Below are 19999 nucleotides of genomic sequence, written 5' to 3'. Positions count from 1 at the left end.
CGGGTCCCGTCGCAACAGGCGACCCGGCGGTTCACGGAGTCGGCCGGAAGCGGTTGCTGACGGGCGGGTGCACCGGTGGGCGTTGGTCAGCGCGAGAGGTCGGCGTACCGTACGACCTGGACGGCGAGGGCGGTGACCATGGCCGTCTCCGCCACCGAGATCGTGAGCAGCGGCCAGTCCTTCGGGCCGAGCGCCCAGTAGATGATGAGTGCCGCGAGCGGGGCCACGCAGAAGGTCAGCAGATCCACGGCGAGCTGGAACCGCTTGCGGGAGTGCCGCCGGTCGTCGCGGCGGTGCGCCGACTCCCAGCCGAAGACTTCGGCCCGCTCCGGGGCGAGGTCCTTCAGCCGAGGGCCCAACTCGTCCCGTATGTACCGGCCGACGGCGGAGATCTTCTCGTCGTTGACCAGATAGGTCCAGCCCAGGATGACCGACATCGGCGGCAGCAGAAGCAGCAGTTCGAGATGGTCGGTCCGGGCCAGCGTCGAGCCGACGACCGCTGCCATGACGCCGAGGGTGGCGTAGATGAGATTGTCGCGGAAGCCGATTCGGGCCCGCTGCTCCTGCTTGATCTGGTCGTACTCGGCGAGCAGGAGTTGGCTTATGTCGATCACTTCGGTTCTTCCTCCAGTCGGGCCAGCTGGGCCGCCAGGCCGCTCAGGCCGGTCTTCTCGGCGCCGCCGCGGAGTGTGGACAGGTCAGGAATCTCCAGGTCCAGCTGGCGGGACAGGCGAGCGATGAGGTCTTCGGCTTCCCGCCGGGTGACCTGTCGCCGAGAGCCGAGGCGCTGGTCCAGGCGGTCCAGCAGAGCGCGCTTGCGGGGCGTCTCGGCGGGGCACCACACGCGGAAGAAGCGGCTGCCCACCATGCGGTACGTGCCGATGCGGCTCACCGGGAGGCCGTTGTCCCCGAAGGCTGCGGCGGGCAGCGAGACCGACCAGGCGCCGTCGTCGTCCTGCTCGGGGGCGACCGAGGTGAACTCCTGCTTGCGGAGCCAGTTCTGGGCCGCCCGCCGGATGCGATCGCCCGCCTCGTCCTCCTTCTCCTCGTTGTCGAGGGTGTGGGTGAGTTCCGGAGCGCGGGCGCAGAGCTCGCTGAGCTCCGGGTCGTGTGCGAGCCCCGCCCCCGCCTGGCCGTAGACGAGCAGCCCCTTCCGGCCGCGCACCAGATAGACCGGCAGGAAGACGAGCTGCTCGTCCACGCTTTCCAGCGCGTCCAGGGCGACCGGCAGATTGAACCGGACCCGGTCCTCGCGGTTCCTGAGGCGGTCCAGGGCCAGGCGGTCGAAGCCGGACGTCACAAGGAGCGGGGTGAACCGCGGGTAATGGTCGCTCCCTGTCACCTGGGACAGTCTGTCCTCGGGCAGCAGGGTCACGACCTCTTCGTCGTAGTGGGCCCGGGTCAGCGGGGTACAGCTCAGGGCCTCGAAGTAGAGCTTGCGGCGGTCCTGGCGGGTGACCACATAGCGGATGTCGTCGTCCACCGAGCGCTGCCCCAACGACGTCAGGGCCAAGCGGCCCCCGGACTCCCGCACATGGCCGATCGCGGTCAGGAAGCGTACGGCCTGCGCGACCAGGGCACGGTCCAGGGCGAAGAACGTGGCGAGCTCGTCGACGGTGTGCAGACGCCCGTGGCGCAGCCCGCGCCCCAGGAAGCGGTCGATGAGGAAGAAGTCCTCGCCCTCGGTGATGTCGGCGCGGATCTCCACCTGCCAGACCGGCAGCAGCAGGGCGTAGAGCCGGGTCGGGACGATGCCATGGCCGAAGGCGGCGTCCTCCAGGACCCGCTCCTGGGGGAAGGGCATGAGGCGCTGGGCGGTGGTCACGGACGGTCTCCTTCCGAGGCCGCGGAGGCATCGTGTCCCGGATCCGGCACGGTCTCGTCGAGCGCCGCCATGACCTCCCGGTAGTTCCGCAGGTCACCGCGGTCCAGCAGATGCTTGTGCAGGTCCTCCGCGAGAGCACGGAAGCCGGGGTCGTCCGCACTGAGCAGGGTGCCCAGGTCACCGGTCAGGACCAGTTGGCTCTTGGCGCGGGTGAAGGCGACGTTGGCGCGGCGCAGCTCCTTGAGGAATCCGATGCGGCCCTCGCGGTTGCTGCGGGTGAAGCCGTACAGGACGACTTCGCTCTCTCCGCCCTGGTAGGAGTCGACGCTGCCGACCGAGGCGTCCGCGAGCTGCGAGTCGCCGATCAGGGGAGTGAGGTGGCGGAGCACCTCCAGGCGCTGGGCGACGTAAGGGACGATCACCACCCACTCGGAACCCCGCCGGTGGTAGAAGGCGGCGAGGCGGGCCAGGAGGCGCGCCTCGCAGAGGTTGGAGGAGCCCTTGCGGCCGCCGCGCTCGGTCCGGCGTCCGCCCGACTCGCGGCGTACGCGCTCGGGCAGCGCGGCGGTGTCGACGAAGGCCATCGGGCTCGCGAACAACGGGTCGGTGTGCCGGTGTTCCTTCTCGGTGAGCAGCTCTCCCCGGTAGAAGACGGCCGAGATGAAGTCGGCGATCTCGGCGGGCATCCGGCGCTGCCGGGTCAGCTGGACGACATGGGAGGCGGGCAGACCGGCACGCAGCTGCTCCAGGGCGCTCTGTGACGTCAGACGGAGGAGCGCGGGGTCGCCGGTGTCCCGGGCCCACTCGGCCACCGTGCTGTCCAGGAAGGGCGGCAGCTGCCGGTCGTCGCCGACCAGGACGCCGCGGCGGACCCGGGTCAGCGGCACCAGCGCGTCCGGGACGCCGATCTGGCCCGCCTCGTCGACGATCCCCAGGTCGAAGTCGACGCCGGACAGCTCGGGCCGGGACGCGGCCCCGATGCAGGTGGCGCCGACCACCTGGGCGTAGCGGACGAGTTCGGGCACGAGCTGGCTCGTGTCCTGGCCGATCGCGGCCCGCCACTGCTCGCTGAGTTCGCGGCGCTGGGTGAGGAGCGGCAGCGACGCCTCCAACTGTCGGTGCAGGGCGTGCAGGGCGGCTGCCGCGTCGGCCGGGTCCCGCAGCCGCGGGGGCGCGGGCACGTCCGGCATGACGGCGCCGAGCGCGCTCACGGCCATGTCGGCGGCCTCGTAGGCGGAGTGCATGCCCGCGCCGAGCAGGTTCTCCGCCGTCCGGCGGGCGGTCCGGGCCGAGCCGACCGCGGGGTCGTCGCGCACCGCGCGGTCGACCTCGGCACGTGCGGCTGCGGTCTGCCGCTCCAGCTCGGGGCCCAGCGTGTCGAGCTGTTGCATCTCGTGCCGGACCGCGGTGAGCTTCTCCTCTCCGCGGCGAGCCCTGAAGCGGTGCAGCCGACCGGTCAACCAGGCGTCGGAGCGCTGCTGTTCGGCCCGCACCGTCGCCTGCAGGCGTGCAGCCCGCTCGGCGAGCGAGGCCCGGGCCGAACTCCGTGCGCTCTCCTCGTGCTGGAGCGCGGTGAGGCGTTCCTGCGCCGATGCGCCGGCCGCGCGGACGGCGTCCCGCAGCCGGAGGGCGGCGGCCTCGTCCCGCCGGGCCAGGTCGTCGACCTGGTCGAGCCGGGTGGCGAGCTCCGCCGTCCAGGGAGCGGCGGCCTCCGCCACCCGGTACGCCTGCATGCGCTGTGCCATCGTGTGGCGGATTCCCTCGGAGAGGTTCTCCGACTGCTCCTCCAGGAGCAGTGGTTTCACATCGGCGTGGACCTTGGTCTCGTCCCCGACCCGGATGACGACGAGATCTCGCGGCAGCCGGGCCAGTACGTTGTCCACGGCGCGGTTGGTGTGGGACGTGACGAGGACCCGGCCGCCGGCGGAGTCGGTCGCGAGCGCGGTGGTGCGGGCGATCTCGGTGATGGTCCGGGTCTTGCCGGTACCGGGCGGTCCGAGCACCACCAACAGGTCCTCGGTGGTCAACGACTTGCGGAACGCTTCGAGTTGTTCGGGGTCGAGCTCCTCGTGCGGCCGCGCGGTCGTCGGCGGGATGGAACGTACGCGATGCTCGACGAGGGCCGCGAGCAGGCCCGGATTCCTGGTGTCCCCCGCGCGGAGGCTCGCGACGGCCTGCCGCTGCTTGTTGAAGACCACGGTGCTCGGGACGAGTTCCAGGGCACCGCGAGCGGGGATCCGGTCCCACGACACGGGCTGGTCGAAGCGGAGGGTGACGGAACTCCCCGCGGTCCTGCTCACCTTGCCGCGGGTCTCCGTATCACCCTGGATGCGGACGAGGCTGCCGGCCGGCGGCAGCTCGGGCCCGATGAGCTGGAACTCGTACACCGACTGCGGAGTGTTGCCGCGCCGACCACCCGTGGCCGTCACACGCTGGTACGGGAAGGGGGCGGCCTCGCGCTCGTCCCGGGTGGTGATCTCCTCGGTCGCGTCGATCAGCCGGTCCAACGTGGCGAGGAACTCCGCCTGGGCTTCGCCGACGGTGGCCTCCGGCTGCTGGGGCTCGGTCTCGCCGAGACCCTCCCAGGCTTCTTCGAGGTCCCGCCACTGGGCGTCCGAGCCCTCGGGCACCGCCCTGAGTTCGAACACCATGTGCCAGGCGGGCGGACGCACCAGAAGACAGGACCGGGCGAGGCGCGCGTGGTCGGCGAGGCGCAGCGGGTCGATGTGCTTGACGAAGTAGCCGGTACCCCGATTCGTCGATTCCAGGCGCAGCCGGTACGCACGCGTGTGGACCAGCAAGGACGGCTTGTACGTGCCGTTGCCCGGGCTGACAATGACGGGGGCGCCGCCTTCGAGCTGGTTCAGGTCGTGGACGATCTGCGTGACGTCGGACGGCAGCCCGGCGCTGGACTCGGACTTTGTCCGGAGCTGTTCGTCCAGCTTGATTCCCGGTACGAGTACCAGGGGAGCGCGCAGGGCGACGGTGGTGACGGACATCGACGGCGCTCCTCAGCGCTGGGGCGGCGGGACGGACGACAGCTCGGGGAGCGCGCCGAGCAGGGCGTCGCGGAACGCACGGATCCTTGGGCGCTCCTGCGGGTCCTCCCGCAGCGCACTGGCGACCGCGTGGACGAGACCGACCGGCACGGCCTCCGTGGTGGGGCGGTAGGGCGGCAGCCCGGGGGCGGGGTAATGTCCGGTCAGGGCCCGGTGGAGCAGCGTACCCAGCTGGTAGACGTCGGTGGCGGGTCCGGGGCGGAAGCGGGAGCCGTACCGTTGCTCGGGCGCTTGACCGGGCCCGGGGTTCTCGCCCGTCCGGGGTGGCACCGCTGCGAGACCGAGGTCGCGCAGCACCGTCCGCTGCCGCTTCATGACGACCGCGGTCGGCTGGAGCGCCCGGTGCGAGTATCCCGCGCGGCTCAGCCGCTCCAGGGCCACGGCCACCTCGGCGAGCCCCTTCACGATCGACCACAGCCGCATCGGGTCCACCGGCGCGGGCGCCTCGGGCAGCAGTTCGTGCAGGGTCTCCAGGGGGTGGCCGAGCTTCGGGTCGGCCGGCCAGGCCAGGGCGAGCGTAGCGGTGTTCCTGCTTCCCGCCAGCTGTACGACGCCCGGGCCGCGGACCTCACGGCACAGCTTGGCTTCCCGCTGGAACACGGCCAACGGGTCGGGGTGCGGGAGGCGGAGCGACCTCGGCCACTCGACCTGGCGCAGCCAGACGTAGGCGCCGGGGGAGCCCGAGTCGGACAACAGGCGGGCCACGGCCTGACGCCGCACCACGTCGCCGTCCCGCGATTCGTGGAGGAGGTCCCCGGGCCTCTTGTACAGCAGATACCGGTGGTCCTCGACCTCGACGACGGGCTGACTGTCCCAGGCCGCGGGTCCGGCCGCGCGGTGGGGTCCGGGCACCACGACGACAGCGGGTGCCGTGGCCGGCTCCGGGCCGGACGGCCGGGCGGGGCGCAGATCGCGCAGCACCCGCACCGCGAAGGCGGCGGCGTGCCGGGACGCTGTCTCCTGGGAGCCCGCGGCGTCCGCGGAGGCCTTGCCGGGGCCGGCGTGGTCGCTGATGCCACGGATGGCGAGCATGCGCACGGTGCCGCGCATGGCGGCCGCTCGTGCGACGCCCTGGCTCTCCATGTCCACGGCCGCGGCGTCGTTGTAGTGGCTCCGAATCCGGCGGACCGTCTCGGAGTCGTGGGAGCCGACCAGCACGTCCCCCGAGGCGATCGGCTCGATGTGCACCCTGGGCACCGGGGTGGGGCGCGCGTCGGGGGAGAGGAAGGCCCACGGGTCGTTGCCTTCCCGGCGGGCGGAGCGCACCAACTGTTCCATGGCGTGGGTCGGTTCCCAGGCCTCGGGCCGCGCGCTGAAGCCGTCCACGTTCTCGCGGCCGCCGTGATATCCGTAGATCTTGCTGGCGACGACGACATCACCGAGCCGGATGTGGTCCTTGAGCGCACCGGCGACGCCGACGAAGAACACCGCCTCGGCGTCGAAGTGTTCAATCGCTGGCTGTGTGACGAGCGCGGCGCGGGTGTTGGTGGGGCCCGTCTCGGCCAGGGCCACTTCCCAGTCGAGGCCCGGTATCCGGCCGACGTCGAGCAGGGTGCCCTGCGGCAGCTCGACCTCGCGTACGTTCGCCAGGTGGCGGCGGACCGCCTCGTACTCCACCTGCAGGGCGGTCAGCACGACCACGGTGGGTCGCCGACGCCTTGTTCCCCCCAACGGAACCCCTCGCATCTCCGGGATCTACGACTCGACCACGACTCCCGCCAGGGCATCCGCCCGGCACCTGAGGTGGAGTTCGAGGATCACACTAGCCCGTATGTTCCGGAGGCCATTCGGTAATCGGTCGACTCCTTCGCGTACTTCGGCGACCCCGCAGCGACGGCACCGTTCCGGTGCAAACTCGCCCAGGAGCCGGGGGTCGGTGCGGGAGAGGATCATCTCGGTCCGGGGGCGGAGCATCGGGTCGAGCCGGTCCGGGCTGCGGGACCACCCAGAAGCGGCGGTCTCGGTGGTGCGCGCGGTGGAGAAGATCTCACTCTTGACCGATCCGGGGGTCACCACCGACACAAGGACCGGAGCCCCGCGCATCCGCATTCCGAGGTGGAGGCTCTCGGTGAGCGCGAGGTTGGCGAACGTGGTGGCGCTGCAGGGGCCCGGTGCGGTGACCTTTTTCAAGGCGTCTGTATCGCGTCGGTCGTGGGTCTGGTGAATTCATTCTGAATTGCAGTCGTGGCAGGGATGTCCCATGCGCTCGATTCCACGACCGGCCTCCGGGGCGGTCATTCGGATCAAGTGATCACCCATGCCGACGGGCAGGGTGAGACTCAGGAATAATGGCCTAGACCATCTATGGGTGTCAAGCCCTCCACCTGGGGTGGCTCCGTCGAACATCCAGCAGGTGAAGGCGAGTTGGTGCTCGCGTCCGGAGGGCCGGGGGGCGGTTGACAGTGGCGGCGTGCACGCGCCACGATGCGTCGCATTGCTCCACGAATTCGCTTTGCCTTGCCAGCCGAACCGAGGAGAGAGATGCCCCCCAGGACGAGTCGCAAGCTCACCGACAAGGAATTCGCGGACATCAAGCAAACGGTCGCGATTCGCTCTGCTTCCCGGGCAGGATTACGTGCCGACCGTTCCTACGCGGCGGATATTCCGCGTGAGGTGAGTCTGCAGCTCACCTACAAGTGCAACCTTCGCTGCACGCACTGCTACCAGTGGAACGAGCAGGGATTCTTCCGGGACTGGGGAATCGACAAGCAGCGGCAGGAACTCGCCCCGGAACTGATCGAGAACATCCTGCGGGAGACGTCGGGGGTGCCCGGGCGGCTGTACATCTGGGGCGGCGAGCCCCTGATGCACAGCAGGTTCGACGAGGTGTCGCGTCTGATCGAACGTTATCCGCGCACCGTGACCATGTGCACCAACGGTCTCCTCTTCCAGCGCCACATGGACGATCTGCTGCGTATCGGGGAGCATCTCAATCTTCTCGTGAGCCTGGACGGGCTGGATTCCGACCACGACGAACTGCGCGGACGCGGCACGTTCAAACGGACGATGAAGAACATGGAGGCCATGCTCGACCTCCAGCGGAAAGACGAGTACCGCGGCCAGGTCTCCGTCGGATGCATGGTCTCCCATGTCACCGTGCACCGGATGTACGAGTTCATGGAATGGGCGGAGGAAGTCGGGGTCAACACCGTCTACTTCCAGTTCCCCTGGTACATCGGCCCGCAGGTCGCCGAGGCGATGGACGACGTCTACCGCGAGCACTTCGCCTGGCTGGAGCCCGACACCGGCACCGCCCGTCCCACCTGGCACTCCTACACGTACCGGCTGCCCGAGGAGCTGCTGCCGGTGCTGCGGGAGTCCATGGCGCGACTGGCCTCCCGCACCTGGTCGCCCCGGATCCGCTATCAGCCGGAACTGACGGAGGACGAGGTGGAGCCGTTCATTCTCGGCACCTCGCGCCCGGCGCAGAGCCGCACCCGCTGCCTGGCCGTCACCAACCGCATGGAAGTGCACGCGGACGGAAACGTGAGTTCGTGCAAGTTCTTCCCGGAGTTCGTCGTCGGGAATCTCTACGAGACGCCGACGCTGCAACTGTGGCAGAGCGAGCGGTTCCGCCGTGTCCGGACCATCCTCGCGGAGACGGGAATGATGCCGGTCTGCTCGAAGTGCATTCTTCTCTACATGAACGGGGTGTGAACGGTGCAGGAAATGAACGACATCGAGACCCGTGTGATGCACGTCCTGGCCAAGGCGCTCAGCCGTAGAACCGAGCCCGTAGAGATATCGCCCGACGTCGACATGGTCGCCGGCCTCGGTCTGGATTCGCTGGAAGCCATCGAATTCCTTCTGCAGATCGAGGACGAGTTCGACATCGAGCTGGACTTCGAGAACCTGAGCCTGCAGCAGCTCAATTCGGTCCGTACCTTCAGCGCCGAGGTCGTCGCGCGCCGGGAACCCTCCCGGTGACGGCCGGAGCGGGCCCGCGGCGGCCCCGGGGCACCGCCCGCTTCGGCACCTTCGACGCGGAGCGGTTCTGGCGCCCCGCCTCCCTCGCCCGGTTACCCAGCCTGGCGGGCGCCGGGGCCCACTCGGTGGTCGCCGGCCTGGACGAGACGCTCGCCGCGGCCTGCCGGCCCGACGACCTGCTGGTCACCCGGGGCGCCCTGGCCCCGGCCCAGATCGACGCACTCGGCGCGGCAGGCATCACCTTCCGGTCCCTGGCAGCCGGAGAAGCCACGACGGGCGACGCCGGAGCCGTCGTGGAGCAGGCGCTCGCCGATGACCCCGCCCTGTGCGCCGCCCTGGCCACGACCGCGGACATCCGGCCGTACGCGGTACTCCCGGCGACCGCGCGGCTGCTACGGCGGCATCCCGGAAGAGCCGGCGAGCTGCCGCCCCCCTCCGTGGTCCAGCAGGTCAACGGCAAGGCGTGGTCGTCGGAGCTGGCGGCCGCGCTCGGACTCCCCGGAGCGGGCACCGTGGTCCGCTCCGCGGACGAACTCACCGCCGCCGTGGAACGGCTCGCGGGCACGGTCCTGGTGAAGGACCCCTACGGGGTGGCCGGCCGGGGCACCGTCGAACTCACCGGGCCGGGGGCGCTGCGCCGGCTGGTACACCGACTGCGGACCCAGGAGGGCGAGGGGCTGCACACCGAACTGGTGGTGCAGCTCCGCTACGAGCGGGCCCACGACTTCTCCGCCCATCTGGAGGTGCGCCGCGACGGCACCTGGTCCCTGCGCGGCCTTCAGGGCATGACCAACGGCGGCTACCGGCACGCGGTCTCCCACCCGGTGCCGCCGGAGCTGCCCGCCGAACTCGACCGGCGCGGCTATCCGGCCGTCCTGGAGCGGGTGGCGGGCGCCCTCGCCGCGGCCGGCTACTTCGGCCCCGCCGGAATCGACTCCATGCTGCTGGCCGACGGCGGCTGGCTGCCCGTGCTGGAGATCAACGCCCGGATGTCGATGGGGCTGCTCACCCTGGAGCTCGACGAACGCGTCCGGCCGCACGGCCTGCGGGCGCATCTGTGGCAACAGGACATGTTCGTGGAACCCGGAGCCGACGTGACCTCACTCCTGTCCGCGCTGCGTGCGGCGGGACTGCTCTACGGCGGCGGCGCCCGGCCCGGGGTCCTGCCCCTGTCCGGCGGCACCCTGCGCACCCCGAGGGGCCGGCTCGTCTGCGCCGCGCTCTGCGCACCGGGCGACTTCCCGGCGCTGCGCGCCCGTACCGAGGGCTGCGCGGCGACCGCCGGGATCTCCACGACACGTGCGGAGGTGCCCGCCGGATGATCGCCGTCCTCACCTCCGGGGTGGCGCTGGGCGCCCACGTCCCGGGCCTGCGCCTCGCCCAGCGGCTGCGCGAGCGCGGCGCGGACGTCATGGTCGACGTACTGGAACGCCGGCTGCCCGCCGACCGGCTGGCGGCCGTCGTGGAATCCCGCCGACGCTTCCAGCGGGACCTGCGCTTCGCGGTGGCCGCCCAGGGCCTGGCGACCGACCCGGTCGACGACATCGCACCGCGGACCGTGGCGGCGCTGGAGAAGCACTGGGAGGACCAGGGGGTCGAGACCTTCGTGGTGTTCTCCGGCTTCTGGCTGCGCCTCCTCGACGGCTACCTCGACCGCCGGCCGACCCGCACCATCGCCTGCCATGTCGACGCCGTGGTCTCGCCGTCGTACCGGCGGGCGGGCCGCTGTGCGCCCGGCGCCGAGCATGTGTGGCTGGCCCGCGAGGACGGCACCCTGCCCTGGACCATCCCCGTCGACACCCGGCCGCCGGTCCCCTGGTCCGCGCGCGGGGGACGGCTGCTGGTCCACGGCGGCGGCTGGGCCATCGGCAGCTACCGGGAGCGGGCACGGGAACTGGCAGGGGCCGGTCTGCCGCTCGACCTGATCGTGCCCGAGGCGTCCGCGGCCGTCGAAGGGGTCCGGTGCCTCACCCTCGACCCCGACTGGCATCCCTGGCACGACGACGGTCTGCCACCGCTGCTCGAAGTCCCCACGGAACCCGGGCGCCCGGCGGATTCCCGGGGGCGGGGGCGGCAGCTCTCGTACGAGCTGGCCCGGTCGGCGAGCGCCATCGTCAGCAAACCCGGCGGCGGGACCCTGCTCGACAGCCTCTGGACGGCCACCCCACTGGTCCTGCTGGAGCCGGCGGGCCGCCACGAGGCCGCCAACGGAAGGCTGTGGCGGCGGCTCGGCTTCGCCCTGTCCTACGACGACTGGCGTGCCGACGGCTTCGCCCCCGAACGCCTGGAGCCCCTGCACCGGGCACTGCTCGGTGCCGCCGCCCGGCCGCGCAACCTGCTCGACGGCCTGCTGACCCCGCGAACCTGAGGCGAAGGCGGAACACCCATGACCACCACCATCCACGACCAGGACCTGCGGGCCGCACAGCAGATCTGGGACTACCTGCTCCTCGACGGCCCGGTCCGCCCCTGCTCCGCCGCGATCGGACTCGGCAGCCACGACCTCGGGGTCGCGACGACCGCGGCCGGCCACTACCGTGCCGGGCTCTTCCCGACGCTCGTGTTCACCGGCGGCAACAGCCCCACCACCAAGGACCGGTTCCCGCGCGGCGAAGCGGTGCACTACCGGGAGCACGCGATCGCCCTCGGCGTCCCCGAGGGCGCCGTGCTGGTCGAACCGCGCGCCGCCAACACCGGGCAGAACATCACCTACACACGGGCGTTGCTGGACCAGCGGGGCCTGGCCGTCGACTCCGTACTGCTCGTCTGCAAGCCGTACATGGAGCGACGGGCGTACGCCACCTGCCGCAAGCTGTGGCCGGAGGTCGCTGTCGGGTGCGCGTCCGAACGCATCGGCCTGGCGGACTACCTGGAGGTCATCGGAGACCGCAAGCTCGTCATCGACATGCTGGTCGGGGAGTTGCAGCGCATCCGGGAGTACCCGCGGCTCGGCTTCGCGACCGAGCAGCCGGTCCCCGCCCCGGTCCTCGGGGCCTACGACCGTCTGGTGCGCGCCGGGTACGACAGCCGCCTGGTCAAGGCGTGACCGGACGGCCGTCGCACGGTCCGTCTCAGCCCCGGCCGTCGACACGGCGCAGCCGCCGGATCGACGGCACGGCGAGCAGCGCCGCCGACACGGCCACGGTGCACACCGCACCGGCCAGCAGCATGGACCGCCGGCCGAACAGCTCCGCGGCGGGCCCGGCCAGCACCTCGCCGACCGGAAGGAACGCGATCGAGCCCGCGATGTCGTAGGCGTACACGCGGTTGACCACCTCGTGCGGCACCTGGGTCTGGATGCTGGTCGCCCACATCACCCCCCAGAACGCGATCCCCAGACCGCCGACGGCCGCGCCCGCCGCGATCGCCGGTACCGGCAGCCCGCTGCCCACCACGAACGGGAGGACGGCGAAAAGCCCCACCCCCACCGCCCCGGCCCGCAGGGGGAAGACGGGCCGGAGCCGCATGGCGAGGAGACCGCCGGCGACGGTGCCGCAGCCGAGCGCCGAGTTGACGAGGCCGTAGTCGGTCACACCGTGCCGCTGGACCATCTCCGTGGCGACCAGCGGGGCGGTGGGGCCACGCGCCGTCAGCGCGAAGAAGCTCCACAGCGCCAGGACACCCCACAGCCACGGCCGCACCCGGACCGCCCGCCAGCCCTCTGCCAGCCCCTGGCGCATGGAGCCGGTCGCGGACCGCGCCGTTCCCGATTCCCCGATCCGCTTCTCCGGCCGCGCCGTACGGCCCGGCAGCCGCATCGCCCACAGGCACAGGGCGCTGGCCGCGTAGGTCCCGGCGTGCACGGCGAAGACGCTGCCGGCCGACGCCACGGCGACCAGCAGACCGGCGGCCGTCGGCCCGGCGAGCGACATCACCGCCTCGACGGTGCGGATCGCCCCGTTGCCCCGCTGGGTGTCCGAGGACAGCCGGCGTACCGTGCCGGCCACTCCGGGCTGGAAGACCGCGGCGGCGCCACCGTTGACGAGACCGATCACCACGATCTGCCAGAGCGCCACCCGGCCGGAGAGGAAGAGACCGGCCGCGCAGGACTGGCTCACCAGCCGGACCAGGTCCGCCCCGATCATCAGCCGCCGGGGATCGACCCGGTCGGCGATCACCCCGGCGAAGACGACCAGGACGGCCCAGGACACCGTGGGCACCGCCATGGCCACACCGACCGACGTGGTGCTGTGGCCCTGTTGCAGCAGCCCTCCGGCCAGCGCCACCGGCAGCATCGTGTCGCCGAGCCGGGCCACGGCACGGGAGAGGAAGAACAGCCCGAAGTCCCGTGACCACAGCCGCCGTTCGCGCTCTTCCACCGCCACGTCACCGCCGGCTTCGGGGTGCGCCCGCGCACTCACCGCGGCAACACGCTCTCGACCAGGGACGCGACCGTGCCGTCCGCGTCGCGCGCCGCACCGGCCAGCAGCGCCAGTACGTCGTCGGCGATTTCCTCGGCCATGGCCGGCCCGCCGGGCGGACCCCCGCAGAAGGCCCGCGCGGCCGTCGCCTCGGGGGTGAACTCGAACCGCAGGGTGGTGACGCTCAGGTCCAGGGCCGGGCGGAACGGGCCCAGATCGCGCGGAGTGCGCTCGTCCGGTTCCGGGACCCGGCCGGTGGCGCCCGCGAAGGGCGTGGCGGCCCCGCCCGCCGTCCCCACGTGCAGCTGTACGTAGTCGACACCGTCGGAGAGCAGCGCCGCGCCCAACGGCGGTACGGCACAGGCGAGATCCGCGACGCTCAGCGCGGAGAAGCGGAGGGCGGGCAGATTCTGGCCCATGACGGAGGCGAAGCAGTCCTTCACGGCCTGGTCGGGATCGATGCGGCAGACCACCGGACGGTCGTGCACGAAGCAGCCGGCCGCGACGTCGAACCCGGACCGCTGCCGCGTGGAGACCGGCGTGAACAGCGCGAGCGTACGCGGCCCGCCGCGGTGCCAGATCGCCGCCGCGGTCAGCGCCGCCAGAACCGCGAAGGCGGTGGCCCCGTGGGCCCGGCAGACGGTGTCGACCAGCGTGTGCAGAGCCGGCCCCCGGTAGAGCTTCTGGACCTGGCCCAGTAAGAGCTCGCCCGCCCGCCCGGCGCCCGGTCCGCCGGGCCGGGGGATCAGCCCCGCAATCGGTTCGAGGCCGTCCAGGGTGCGGGACCAGTACCGGATCTCGCGCTCGGCCCGCGTCGCGGCCTCGACCCGCTGTTCGCACAACTCACGGTATCCCACCGGTAGTTCCGCCGGTCCGCTGTCGGCCCGTCCGGGCTCCTCGGCCAGCAGGGCCGCCAGTTCGGCCGTCAGGACCCGCTCGGCATGCCCGTCGCAGACGAGATGGTCGAGGGTCACCAGCAGGAACCGCTCCGGCCCGGCCGAGTCCTCGATCAGCTCGTACTCCGCACGGCCGGGGATCTCGCGCACCTGTGGCGATCCCAGGCAGGCGGCCTTCCGGGCGGCCAGCAGCTCGCCCGCGCTCCCACCGGGGCGCGCGACGACGGTGCGCAGCCGGGGCGGGACGTCCTCGATCCGCTGGAGATAGGGCGCCCGCCCGACCAGGGCGCTGCGCAGCGCCTCCTGCCGCCGCTCCAGACGGGAGATCGCGGACCGGATCCGGGCCCCGGTCACCTCTGGCCGCAGCGGCAGGGAGATCAGTGTGTTGCGGAAGATCCCGGGGCCGAAGAGGCCCTCCAGGAAGAGCATGCTCCGTTGTTCCGGAGCGAGCGGGAACGGGGGCAACGAGATTCTCCCGACGTGGAGTTCAGCCTCGAACCAGAATGGACTGGACCAATTTTGTCGATCGAGAGGGGATGCTAGGTCCTCGTCGGGATCACGGCAAGAGCCACGGACGGCACCGCTGCCGTCCGTGGCTCCTGTCCGGTCGTTGTCCCCGGGGCGCGCTACCTGCGCATCACCAGGAAGGTGATCAGCGCGGCGAGGGCCAGCCCGCACAGCACCGCCGCGGCGATCTTGGCCTTGCTGTAGGGGCGTTCGCCGATGACCTCGGCGGTGCGGGCGTTCACCATGACCTGCCAGCTGGTTCCCGCGTACAGATAGGTCAGGAACCACACGGGCAGCAGCATCAGCTTGAACGTGAGCGCCGAGTAGTGCGTGTCCAGCGAGCTGACCCGCTGCTCGTCACCGCCGATGTCGGCCCGGCAGTCGGACCTGATGACGGTGGCCATCCGCTCCTTGGCCGTCACCAGCCCGTCCTCGGGCTCGATGTCGTACCGCACGGTCTGGAACCCGGCCAGGTACTCCGCCTGAAACGGCCTGGCCTCCTCCAGCGGCCACGGGGTGAGCTTGTCGAGCTGCTCGTTGCCGACGTGGGTGGTCCCGGCGACGAGGACGTCGTCGAACGCGCGGCCGACCGTACCGGAGGCGGGGGACCAGCGGGTCCGGCGCACCTCGCGGGTCTTGGTGACGGTCTCGCCGTTCTCGGTGGTGGTGTAGGTCTCGGTGACGTAGTAGTAGTCGCCGCGCTGGCCCCGGTAGTGGGTGAGCGTCTGCGCGTCGTAGGTCCAGTGCGGCAGGTAGCTGCCCCGGAACGTCTCCGCCTCGCCGACCTTCTTCAGCCGGGAGGGCGCGAACCAGCGGGACGAGGTCCAGGCGCGCAGCGCCTCCCGGGCCGCGTCCCGGTCCAGGCCGAAGGGGAGCACGGCCTCCGGCCGCACCCGCTCGGCGGCCGGGGCGTCGGCGACCAGCGCGGTGTCGCAGAACTGGCAGCGCAGGGAGAGGGCGTCGCTCTCGGTGTGGGCGCCGCAGCCCGGACAGACATAGGTGTGCGTCCCCTCGGCCGGGGCGCTCCGCTCCGCGACGGGCAGGGCGGCCAGCTCGTCGAAGCCGTGCTCGCGGACCTCGCGCCCCGCCGCGGCCACCGCCTGCTCATGACCGCAGTACGGGCAGTGCATGGCGTCGGAGCCCGGCGCGAACACCACCGCGGCGCCGCACGCCGGACAGGGGTAGGAACGGGAACCGGCGCCGCCCCGGGCGCTCTGCTCTTCGGTGTCCACCGTCGTACCGCCCCTCAGCCCTGCGGCGGGAGCGGCGGGGGCACGGCCCCGAAGAGCCCGCCGATGTCGGGCACCTGTCCGGCGGGGAGCCAGCCGGACATCCCCTCCTTCCAGACGAGCACCGTCCGGGTCAGGGTGCCCGCGCTCACCAGGCCGGCCAGCGCCGCCCGGTCGTAGGGCCCCTGCTGGGTGCCGTCGACGCCGAGGAACCACTGCTCCGCCACGGGCAGCGGCGGCGGGCCCGTAGGAGGCACGGGAGCGGCGGCGGCAGCGGGCTGCGGGGCGAGCCCGGCGGCCATCCGCTGCCCGGCGGCCATCCCGAGCCCCAGCCCCATGCCGTCACCGACACCGCTGCCGGGCGTGTTCGCGGCGGCGGCGAGCGCGTCGGCCGCCCGGAGCTGGGTGTACTGGTCGAGATTGCCCGCGATGCCCATCCGGGAACGGGTGTCGATGGCCTCCTCGACCTCCGGCGGCAGCGAGATGTTCTCGATGACGAACGTGGGGACGGCGATGCCGACCGGCTGCAGCTCCTGGGTGAGCACCCCCGCGAGCCTGGCGCCGATGGCCTCCTGCTGGGTCGCCAGATCCAGCATCGGCACCCCCGAGGAGGCCAGCGCGCCGCCCAGTTTCCCGACGATCAGCCGGCGCAGGTACTGCTGCACCTCCTCGGTACGGAACTGCGGGTCCGTACCGGCCAGCTCGCGCAGCAGCGCCGCCGGGTCGACGACCCGCGCCGCGTAGGCGCCGAAGGCCCGCAGCCGCACCATGCCGAACTCGGGGTCGCGGACGATGACGGGGCTCTGCGTGCCCCACTTCATGTCGGTGAACTGGCGGGTGGTGACGAAGTACACCTCGGCCTTGAACGGCGAGTCGAAGCCGTACTTCCAGCCCTTCAGCGTGGACAGCACCGGCATGTTCTGCGTCTGCAGGGTGTACGTGCCCGGCTGGAAGACGTCCGCTATTCGGCCCTCGTTGACGAAGACCGCGGTCTGGGACTCGCGGACGACGAGCTTGGCGCCCATCTTGATCTCGTTGTCGTGGCGCGGAAAACGCCACACGATGGTGTCCCGGCTGTCGTCGGTCCACTCGATGATGTCGATGAATTCCCCGCGGATGCTGTCGAACAGCCCCATGGAACTTCCCCCGCTCGCTGATGCGCCCCGCTTCCGAACTGACAGGGAACGATAGCAACCGGCACCGACAGCCGGCCGGGCCGCTTCGGTGTTCTCGCTGCTCGGACGGGGTGCCGGACGGTCCCGGACGCCGTTTCGGCCGCCGAGCCGCCGGACGGGCCGCACCCGGCCCGCCCCACGGCCGCGTGCTACGTTCGCGTCATCGGACGACCGGGGGCGCGCAGGTGACGGAAGCAGGCGGACCGCAGTCGACGTCGCAGGCACGGCTGAGGAGGCGGCCCCAGCAGGCACGCAGCCGCGCCCGGGTCGAGGCCGTCCTCGCCGCGGCCGACCGGATCCTCTCCCAGGAGGGGTACGAGGCGCTGACGATGCGGCGGATCGCCGAGGAGGCGGGCACGCCGGTCGGCAGCATCTACCAGTTCTACTCCGACAAGAGCGCCGTCGTGGACGCGCTCGGCCGGCGCTACCTCGACGCGTTCAAGACCGCCATCGACGGACTCGTCGAGCGCGCCCTCCGGGGCGGGCTGACCGATCCGGTGGGCACGATGGTCGACAGCTACGCGGAGATCTTCCGGTCCCAGGAGGGCGGCACGGCCCTGTGGGCCGGGCGCCATCTCAGCCCCGAGCTCGCACGGGCCGACGAGGCGAGCAACGCGTACATCGCCGAGGGGCTGCGGCGCATCGTGGAGCATCTGACCGGCGCGTCCGGCGGCGAGCGGGTCGAGCGGGCGACGCGGATGGTGGTCTGGGCCGCCAACGCCGTGCTGCACGAGGTGTTCAGCGGCGACGGCGACCCGGATCCGGAGACCGTGGACGAGCTCAAGCGGATGCTGAACGCCTACTGGGCCGACCTGACCGGGCGGCTGACGGCCGAGGGGTGAACCGGGGCCGTCAGCCGCTCGCCGTCAGTCGCTGTGGACGCCGACCTCCTTGAGCGAGAAGCCCCAGTCGGTGCCGCGCTCCGCGCACTGGATCCGCACGTAGCGTGCCGGGGTCCGGGCGAACCACGCCGTGTCCAGGCCGCCGTCACCGGCGGTCGTCGACCAGACCGTCCGCCACTCCTCGCCGTCCTGCGACAGTTCGACGCGGTACGCCTTCGCGTACGCCGCCTCCCAGTCGAGGGTGACGCGCTTGACCGGCTTCACCGAGCCGAGGTCGATCCTCAGCCACTGGTCGTTCTTCCACTCGCTGGCCCAGCGGGTGGACCTGTCCCCGTCCACGGCCTTCCCCGCGGCGAAGTCGACGAACGGGTTCCACCACTGGGTCGTGGACGCCGAGGCGGCCGCGCCCGTAGCGAGATCGGCTCCGGACGCGTGCTTCTCGGTGCTGCCCCAGGTGCGCAGGTAGGACTCGGCCCCCTTGAAGAGGTCGTCCACGACCTTCTGGCCGCCGACGATCCGGATGTCCTCGATCCAGTCCGGGACCATGCCGTAGTGGGCGCCGCCGTCGGTGTTGAAGTCCCAGGTGCGGTCGCCTGTGGTCTGCTTGTCGATCACCGAGCCGCCGTCGGTGCTGCGGAACGGGTACGTCACCGGGTTCGGCGTGTCGGCACCCCGCGGGGCCGGCCAGCCGCCCACACCGTTCATGTCGGTGCCGAAGCCGTAACCGACCTGGTACTTCTCGCGCAGCGCCTCGGTGCGCCGGGCCTCCGCGCTGAAGCCCTCGGAGCCGCCCATGTACTGCGCGGCGAACCCGCCCAGCTTGTAGAGGCGCTCGGTCCAGCCGAGGTCCATCCAGCTGTGCGAGGAGATGGCTCCGGGGTACGCCTCGGATTCGAGGATGTCGAAGGCCTGACCGGCGGCCTTGACGCTCATGTGGTCGAGTTCCAGCATCATGTGACGCTTCATCATGCCGCGTACGGCGTAGGCGCCGAGATCGGTCAGCCCGCGGGTGTTGCACTGCGCGCCCGAGGCGTACGAGGGGACGGCCACCCCCTTGGGCAGCCGGCTCTCCGCCTCCGACGCCGTCGCGTTGCCGATGGGGTTGTCGTGCTGCGGACCGCGGCAGTCCTCCGTCTTCCAGAACGTGCCGGTCGACAGGAACTGGCCCACGTTGATCGCCGTACCGAGGGCGCCGGAGTCGAAGCGCACCCCGCACAGGGCGTTGTCGAACTTGTGGCACAGGAACATGCTGCTCACGCCCAGCCCGCGCAGCTCGTCCAGGCCGCGGTCGATGTCCTGCTCGCTGCACTGCGCGACGTCCAGGATCTGCTTGCAGCCGAACGGTTCGGAGGTCTCGACGCCCATGACGACGGCGAGCTTGCCCTGCTCGACGACCTGGCGGGCCTGCGTGCTGCTGGTGACGATCCGGAACCAGCCCTTGCCGGGGCCGCCGTACATCGTGTCGATGAACGCCTGCATGTCGTACGTCTTCTTGGCTTCGAGGCGGATGGCGGCCATCTCGTCGCAGCCGCGGTCCTTGAAGAAGTAGACGGAGCAGATCACGCCGTTGGTGACCAGGTTGTTCACCAGCACCCGCTGGCCGCCGCGCCAGGCCCGTTCGATCCAGGCGTAGTAGTTCTGCTGATGGGTCAGCGAGTCGTGGGCGGGCCAGTCCTTGAAGGTGGGCCACCCGTCGGGGTCGTGCTTGCCGTCGCCACCCTTGGTGATCATGTCGAAGATGGCGAGCGAGCCGTCGGGGTAGTGCTCGGGGCAGTCCTTGAGCGCGTCGGCGACGCCCTGCTCGGAGAACGGCTTGCCGCAGATCAGCCGGCCGCCGAAGCCCTCGTTGGACATGATGTGGTCATGGGCGTCGACGAAGCCCCGTACGCGTCCCTGGGCGTCGGTGCCCTTGAAGGGTTCGCCCGTCACGTCGATGCGGGAGTCGGGCGCGGGCCGCGCGGTCGGGTTCCACCAGCCCGGATCGGATTCCGCCGCGGAGCTGGGCAGCGGGCCGAGCACCAGGGCCATCACGGCCAGGAGCAGTGACACCACCGTGAGGGAGCCGAGCCTGCGGCGTGGGGGTCGAACCATGGTCATCACTCACCTTGATTGACATGCGCATTCAAGTTACTGGCGGGTTCAGAATCGTGACCACGGCCGACGGAGTCAATGGCCCGG

The 19999-nt window shown here is 71.5% G+C and carries 15 protein-coding genes; 6 read left to right on the top strand and 9 right to left on the bottom strand.

Features of this window, described 5'->3' with window-relative positions; genetic code table 11:
* Positions 1-86 precede the first annotated feature (86 nt).
* Genes ACWC97_RS19790 through ACWC97_RS19775 form a run of 4 tightly spaced genes read right to left on the bottom strand, consistent with a single transcriptional unit; the run spans position 87 to position 6519 of the window.
* The gene (locus tag ACWC97_RS19790; protein WP_450650594.1) at positions 87-614 is read right to left on the bottom strand and encodes a hypothetical protein; all 528 of its coding nucleotides are present in this window, start codon (positions 612-614) and stop codon (positions 87-89) included.
* Positions 611-1825, bottom strand: coding sequence for a hypothetical protein (locus ACWC97_RS19785; protein WP_450650592.1), 1215 nt, complete (start codon positions 1823-1825; stop codon positions 611-613). The genes ACWC97_RS19790 and ACWC97_RS19785 overlap by 4 nt, the downstream gene beginning before the upstream one ends.
* On the bottom strand, positions 1822-4824 hold the full coding sequence (locus ACWC97_RS19780; RefSeq protein ID WP_450650590.1) for a DEAD/DEAH box helicase: 3003 nt from the start codon (positions 4822-4824) through the stop codon (positions 1822-1824). Before ACWC97_RS19780 ends, ACWC97_RS19785 begins: the two co-directional genes overlap by 4 nt.
* Positions 4825-4836: 12 nt before the next feature.
* Positions 4837-6519 carry a phosphorylase family protein gene (locus ACWC97_RS19775; RefSeq protein WP_450650588.1) on the bottom strand — a complete coding sequence of 561 codons (1683 nt, stop codon included), beginning with the start codon at positions 6517-6519 and terminating at the stop codon, positions 4837-4839.
* A 978-nt stretch (positions 6520-7497) separates the two neighbouring features.
* On the opposite strand from ACWC97_RS19775, the gene ACWC97_RS19770 reads away from it, so the two are divergent.
* Genes ACWC97_RS19770 through ACWC97_RS19750 form a run of 5 tightly spaced genes read left to right on the top strand, consistent with a single transcriptional unit; the run spans position 7498 to position 11857 of the window.
* Positions 7498-8541 (top strand): radical SAM protein, encoded by a 1044-nt coding sequence (locus tag ACWC97_RS19770; RefSeq protein ID WP_450650586.1) that lies wholly within the window; start codon positions 7498-7500, stop codon positions 8539-8541.
* Between the two features lie 12 nt (positions 8542-8553).
* Positions 8554-8811 carry an acyl carrier protein gene (locus tag ACWC97_RS19765; RefSeq protein ID WP_352274398.1) on the top strand — a complete coding sequence of 86 codons (258 nt, stop codon included), beginning with the start codon at positions 8554-8556 and terminating at the stop codon, positions 8809-8811.
* A complete protein-coding gene (locus tag ACWC97_RS19760; RefSeq protein ID WP_450650584.1) occupies positions 8808-10133 on the top strand; it encodes a peptide ligase PGM1-related protein in 1326 nt (441 codons plus the stop codon). The genes ACWC97_RS19765 and ACWC97_RS19760 overlap by 4 nt, the downstream gene beginning before the upstream one ends.
* Positions 10130-11179, top strand: a complete 1050-nt coding sequence (locus tag ACWC97_RS19755; RefSeq protein WP_450650582.1) for a hypothetical protein — start codon at positions 10130-10132, stop codon at positions 11177-11179. The genes ACWC97_RS19760 and ACWC97_RS19755 overlap by 4 nt, the downstream gene beginning before the upstream one ends.
* 18 nt (positions 11180-11197) lie before the next feature.
* Positions 11198-11857, top strand: coding sequence for a YdcF family protein (locus ACWC97_RS19750; protein ID WP_352274401.1), 660 nt, complete (start codon positions 11198-11200; stop codon positions 11855-11857).
* 25 nt (positions 11858-11882) lie between these two features.
* Here ACWC97_RS19750 and ACWC97_RS19745 read toward each other — a convergent pair whose 3' ends face one another.
* From ACWC97_RS19745 to ACWC97_RS19730, 4 genes are all read right to left on the bottom strand, one after another.
* The gene (locus tag ACWC97_RS19745; RefSeq protein ID WP_450650580.1) at positions 11883-13136 is read right to left on the bottom strand and encodes an MFS transporter; all 1254 of its coding nucleotides are present in this window, start codon (positions 13134-13136) and stop codon (positions 11883-11885) included.
* 32 nt (positions 13137-13168) lie between these two features.
* Positions 13169-14497 carry a condensation domain-containing protein gene (locus ACWC97_RS19740; RefSeq protein ID WP_450650579.1) on the bottom strand — a complete coding sequence of 443 codons (1329 nt, stop codon included), beginning with the start codon at positions 14495-14497 and terminating at the stop codon, positions 13169-13171.
* Between the two features lie 197 nt (positions 14498-14694).
* Entirely contained in the window at positions 14695-15807 is a 1113-nt protein-coding gene (locus ACWC97_RS19735; protein ID WP_352274404.1) for a hypothetical protein, read from the bottom strand.
* Positions 15808-15821: 14 nt separating this feature from the next.
* Complete coding sequence (locus ACWC97_RS19730; RefSeq protein WP_450650578.1) at positions 15822-16940, bottom strand: SPFH domain-containing protein; 1119 nt, start codon at positions 16938-16940, stop codon at positions 15822-15824.
* A 224-nt stretch (positions 16941-17164) separates the two neighbouring features.
* Here ACWC97_RS19730 and ACWC97_RS19725 point away from each other — a divergent pair, with 224 nt between their 5' ends.
* The gene (locus ACWC97_RS19725) at positions 17165-17821 is read left to right on the top strand and encodes a TetR/AcrR family transcriptional regulator (RefSeq protein WP_352274406.1); all 657 of its coding nucleotides are present in this window, start codon (positions 17165-17167) and stop codon (positions 17819-17821) included.
* 24 nt (positions 17822-17845) lie between these two features.
* Here the strand turns inward: ACWC97_RS19725 and ACWC97_RS19720 are convergent, their stop codons facing one another.
* A complete protein-coding gene (locus tag ACWC97_RS19720; RefSeq protein ID WP_352274407.1) occupies positions 17846-19918 on the bottom strand; it encodes a galactose-binding domain-containing protein in 2073 nt (690 codons plus the stop codon).
* Positions 19919-19999 lie beyond the last annotated feature (81 nt).

The organism is Streptomyces sp. NPDC001108, from assembly GCF_053598535.1.
Note: the sequence above shows the minus strand (reverse complement) of the source record. Positions and strands in the feature narration are given on the sequence as shown.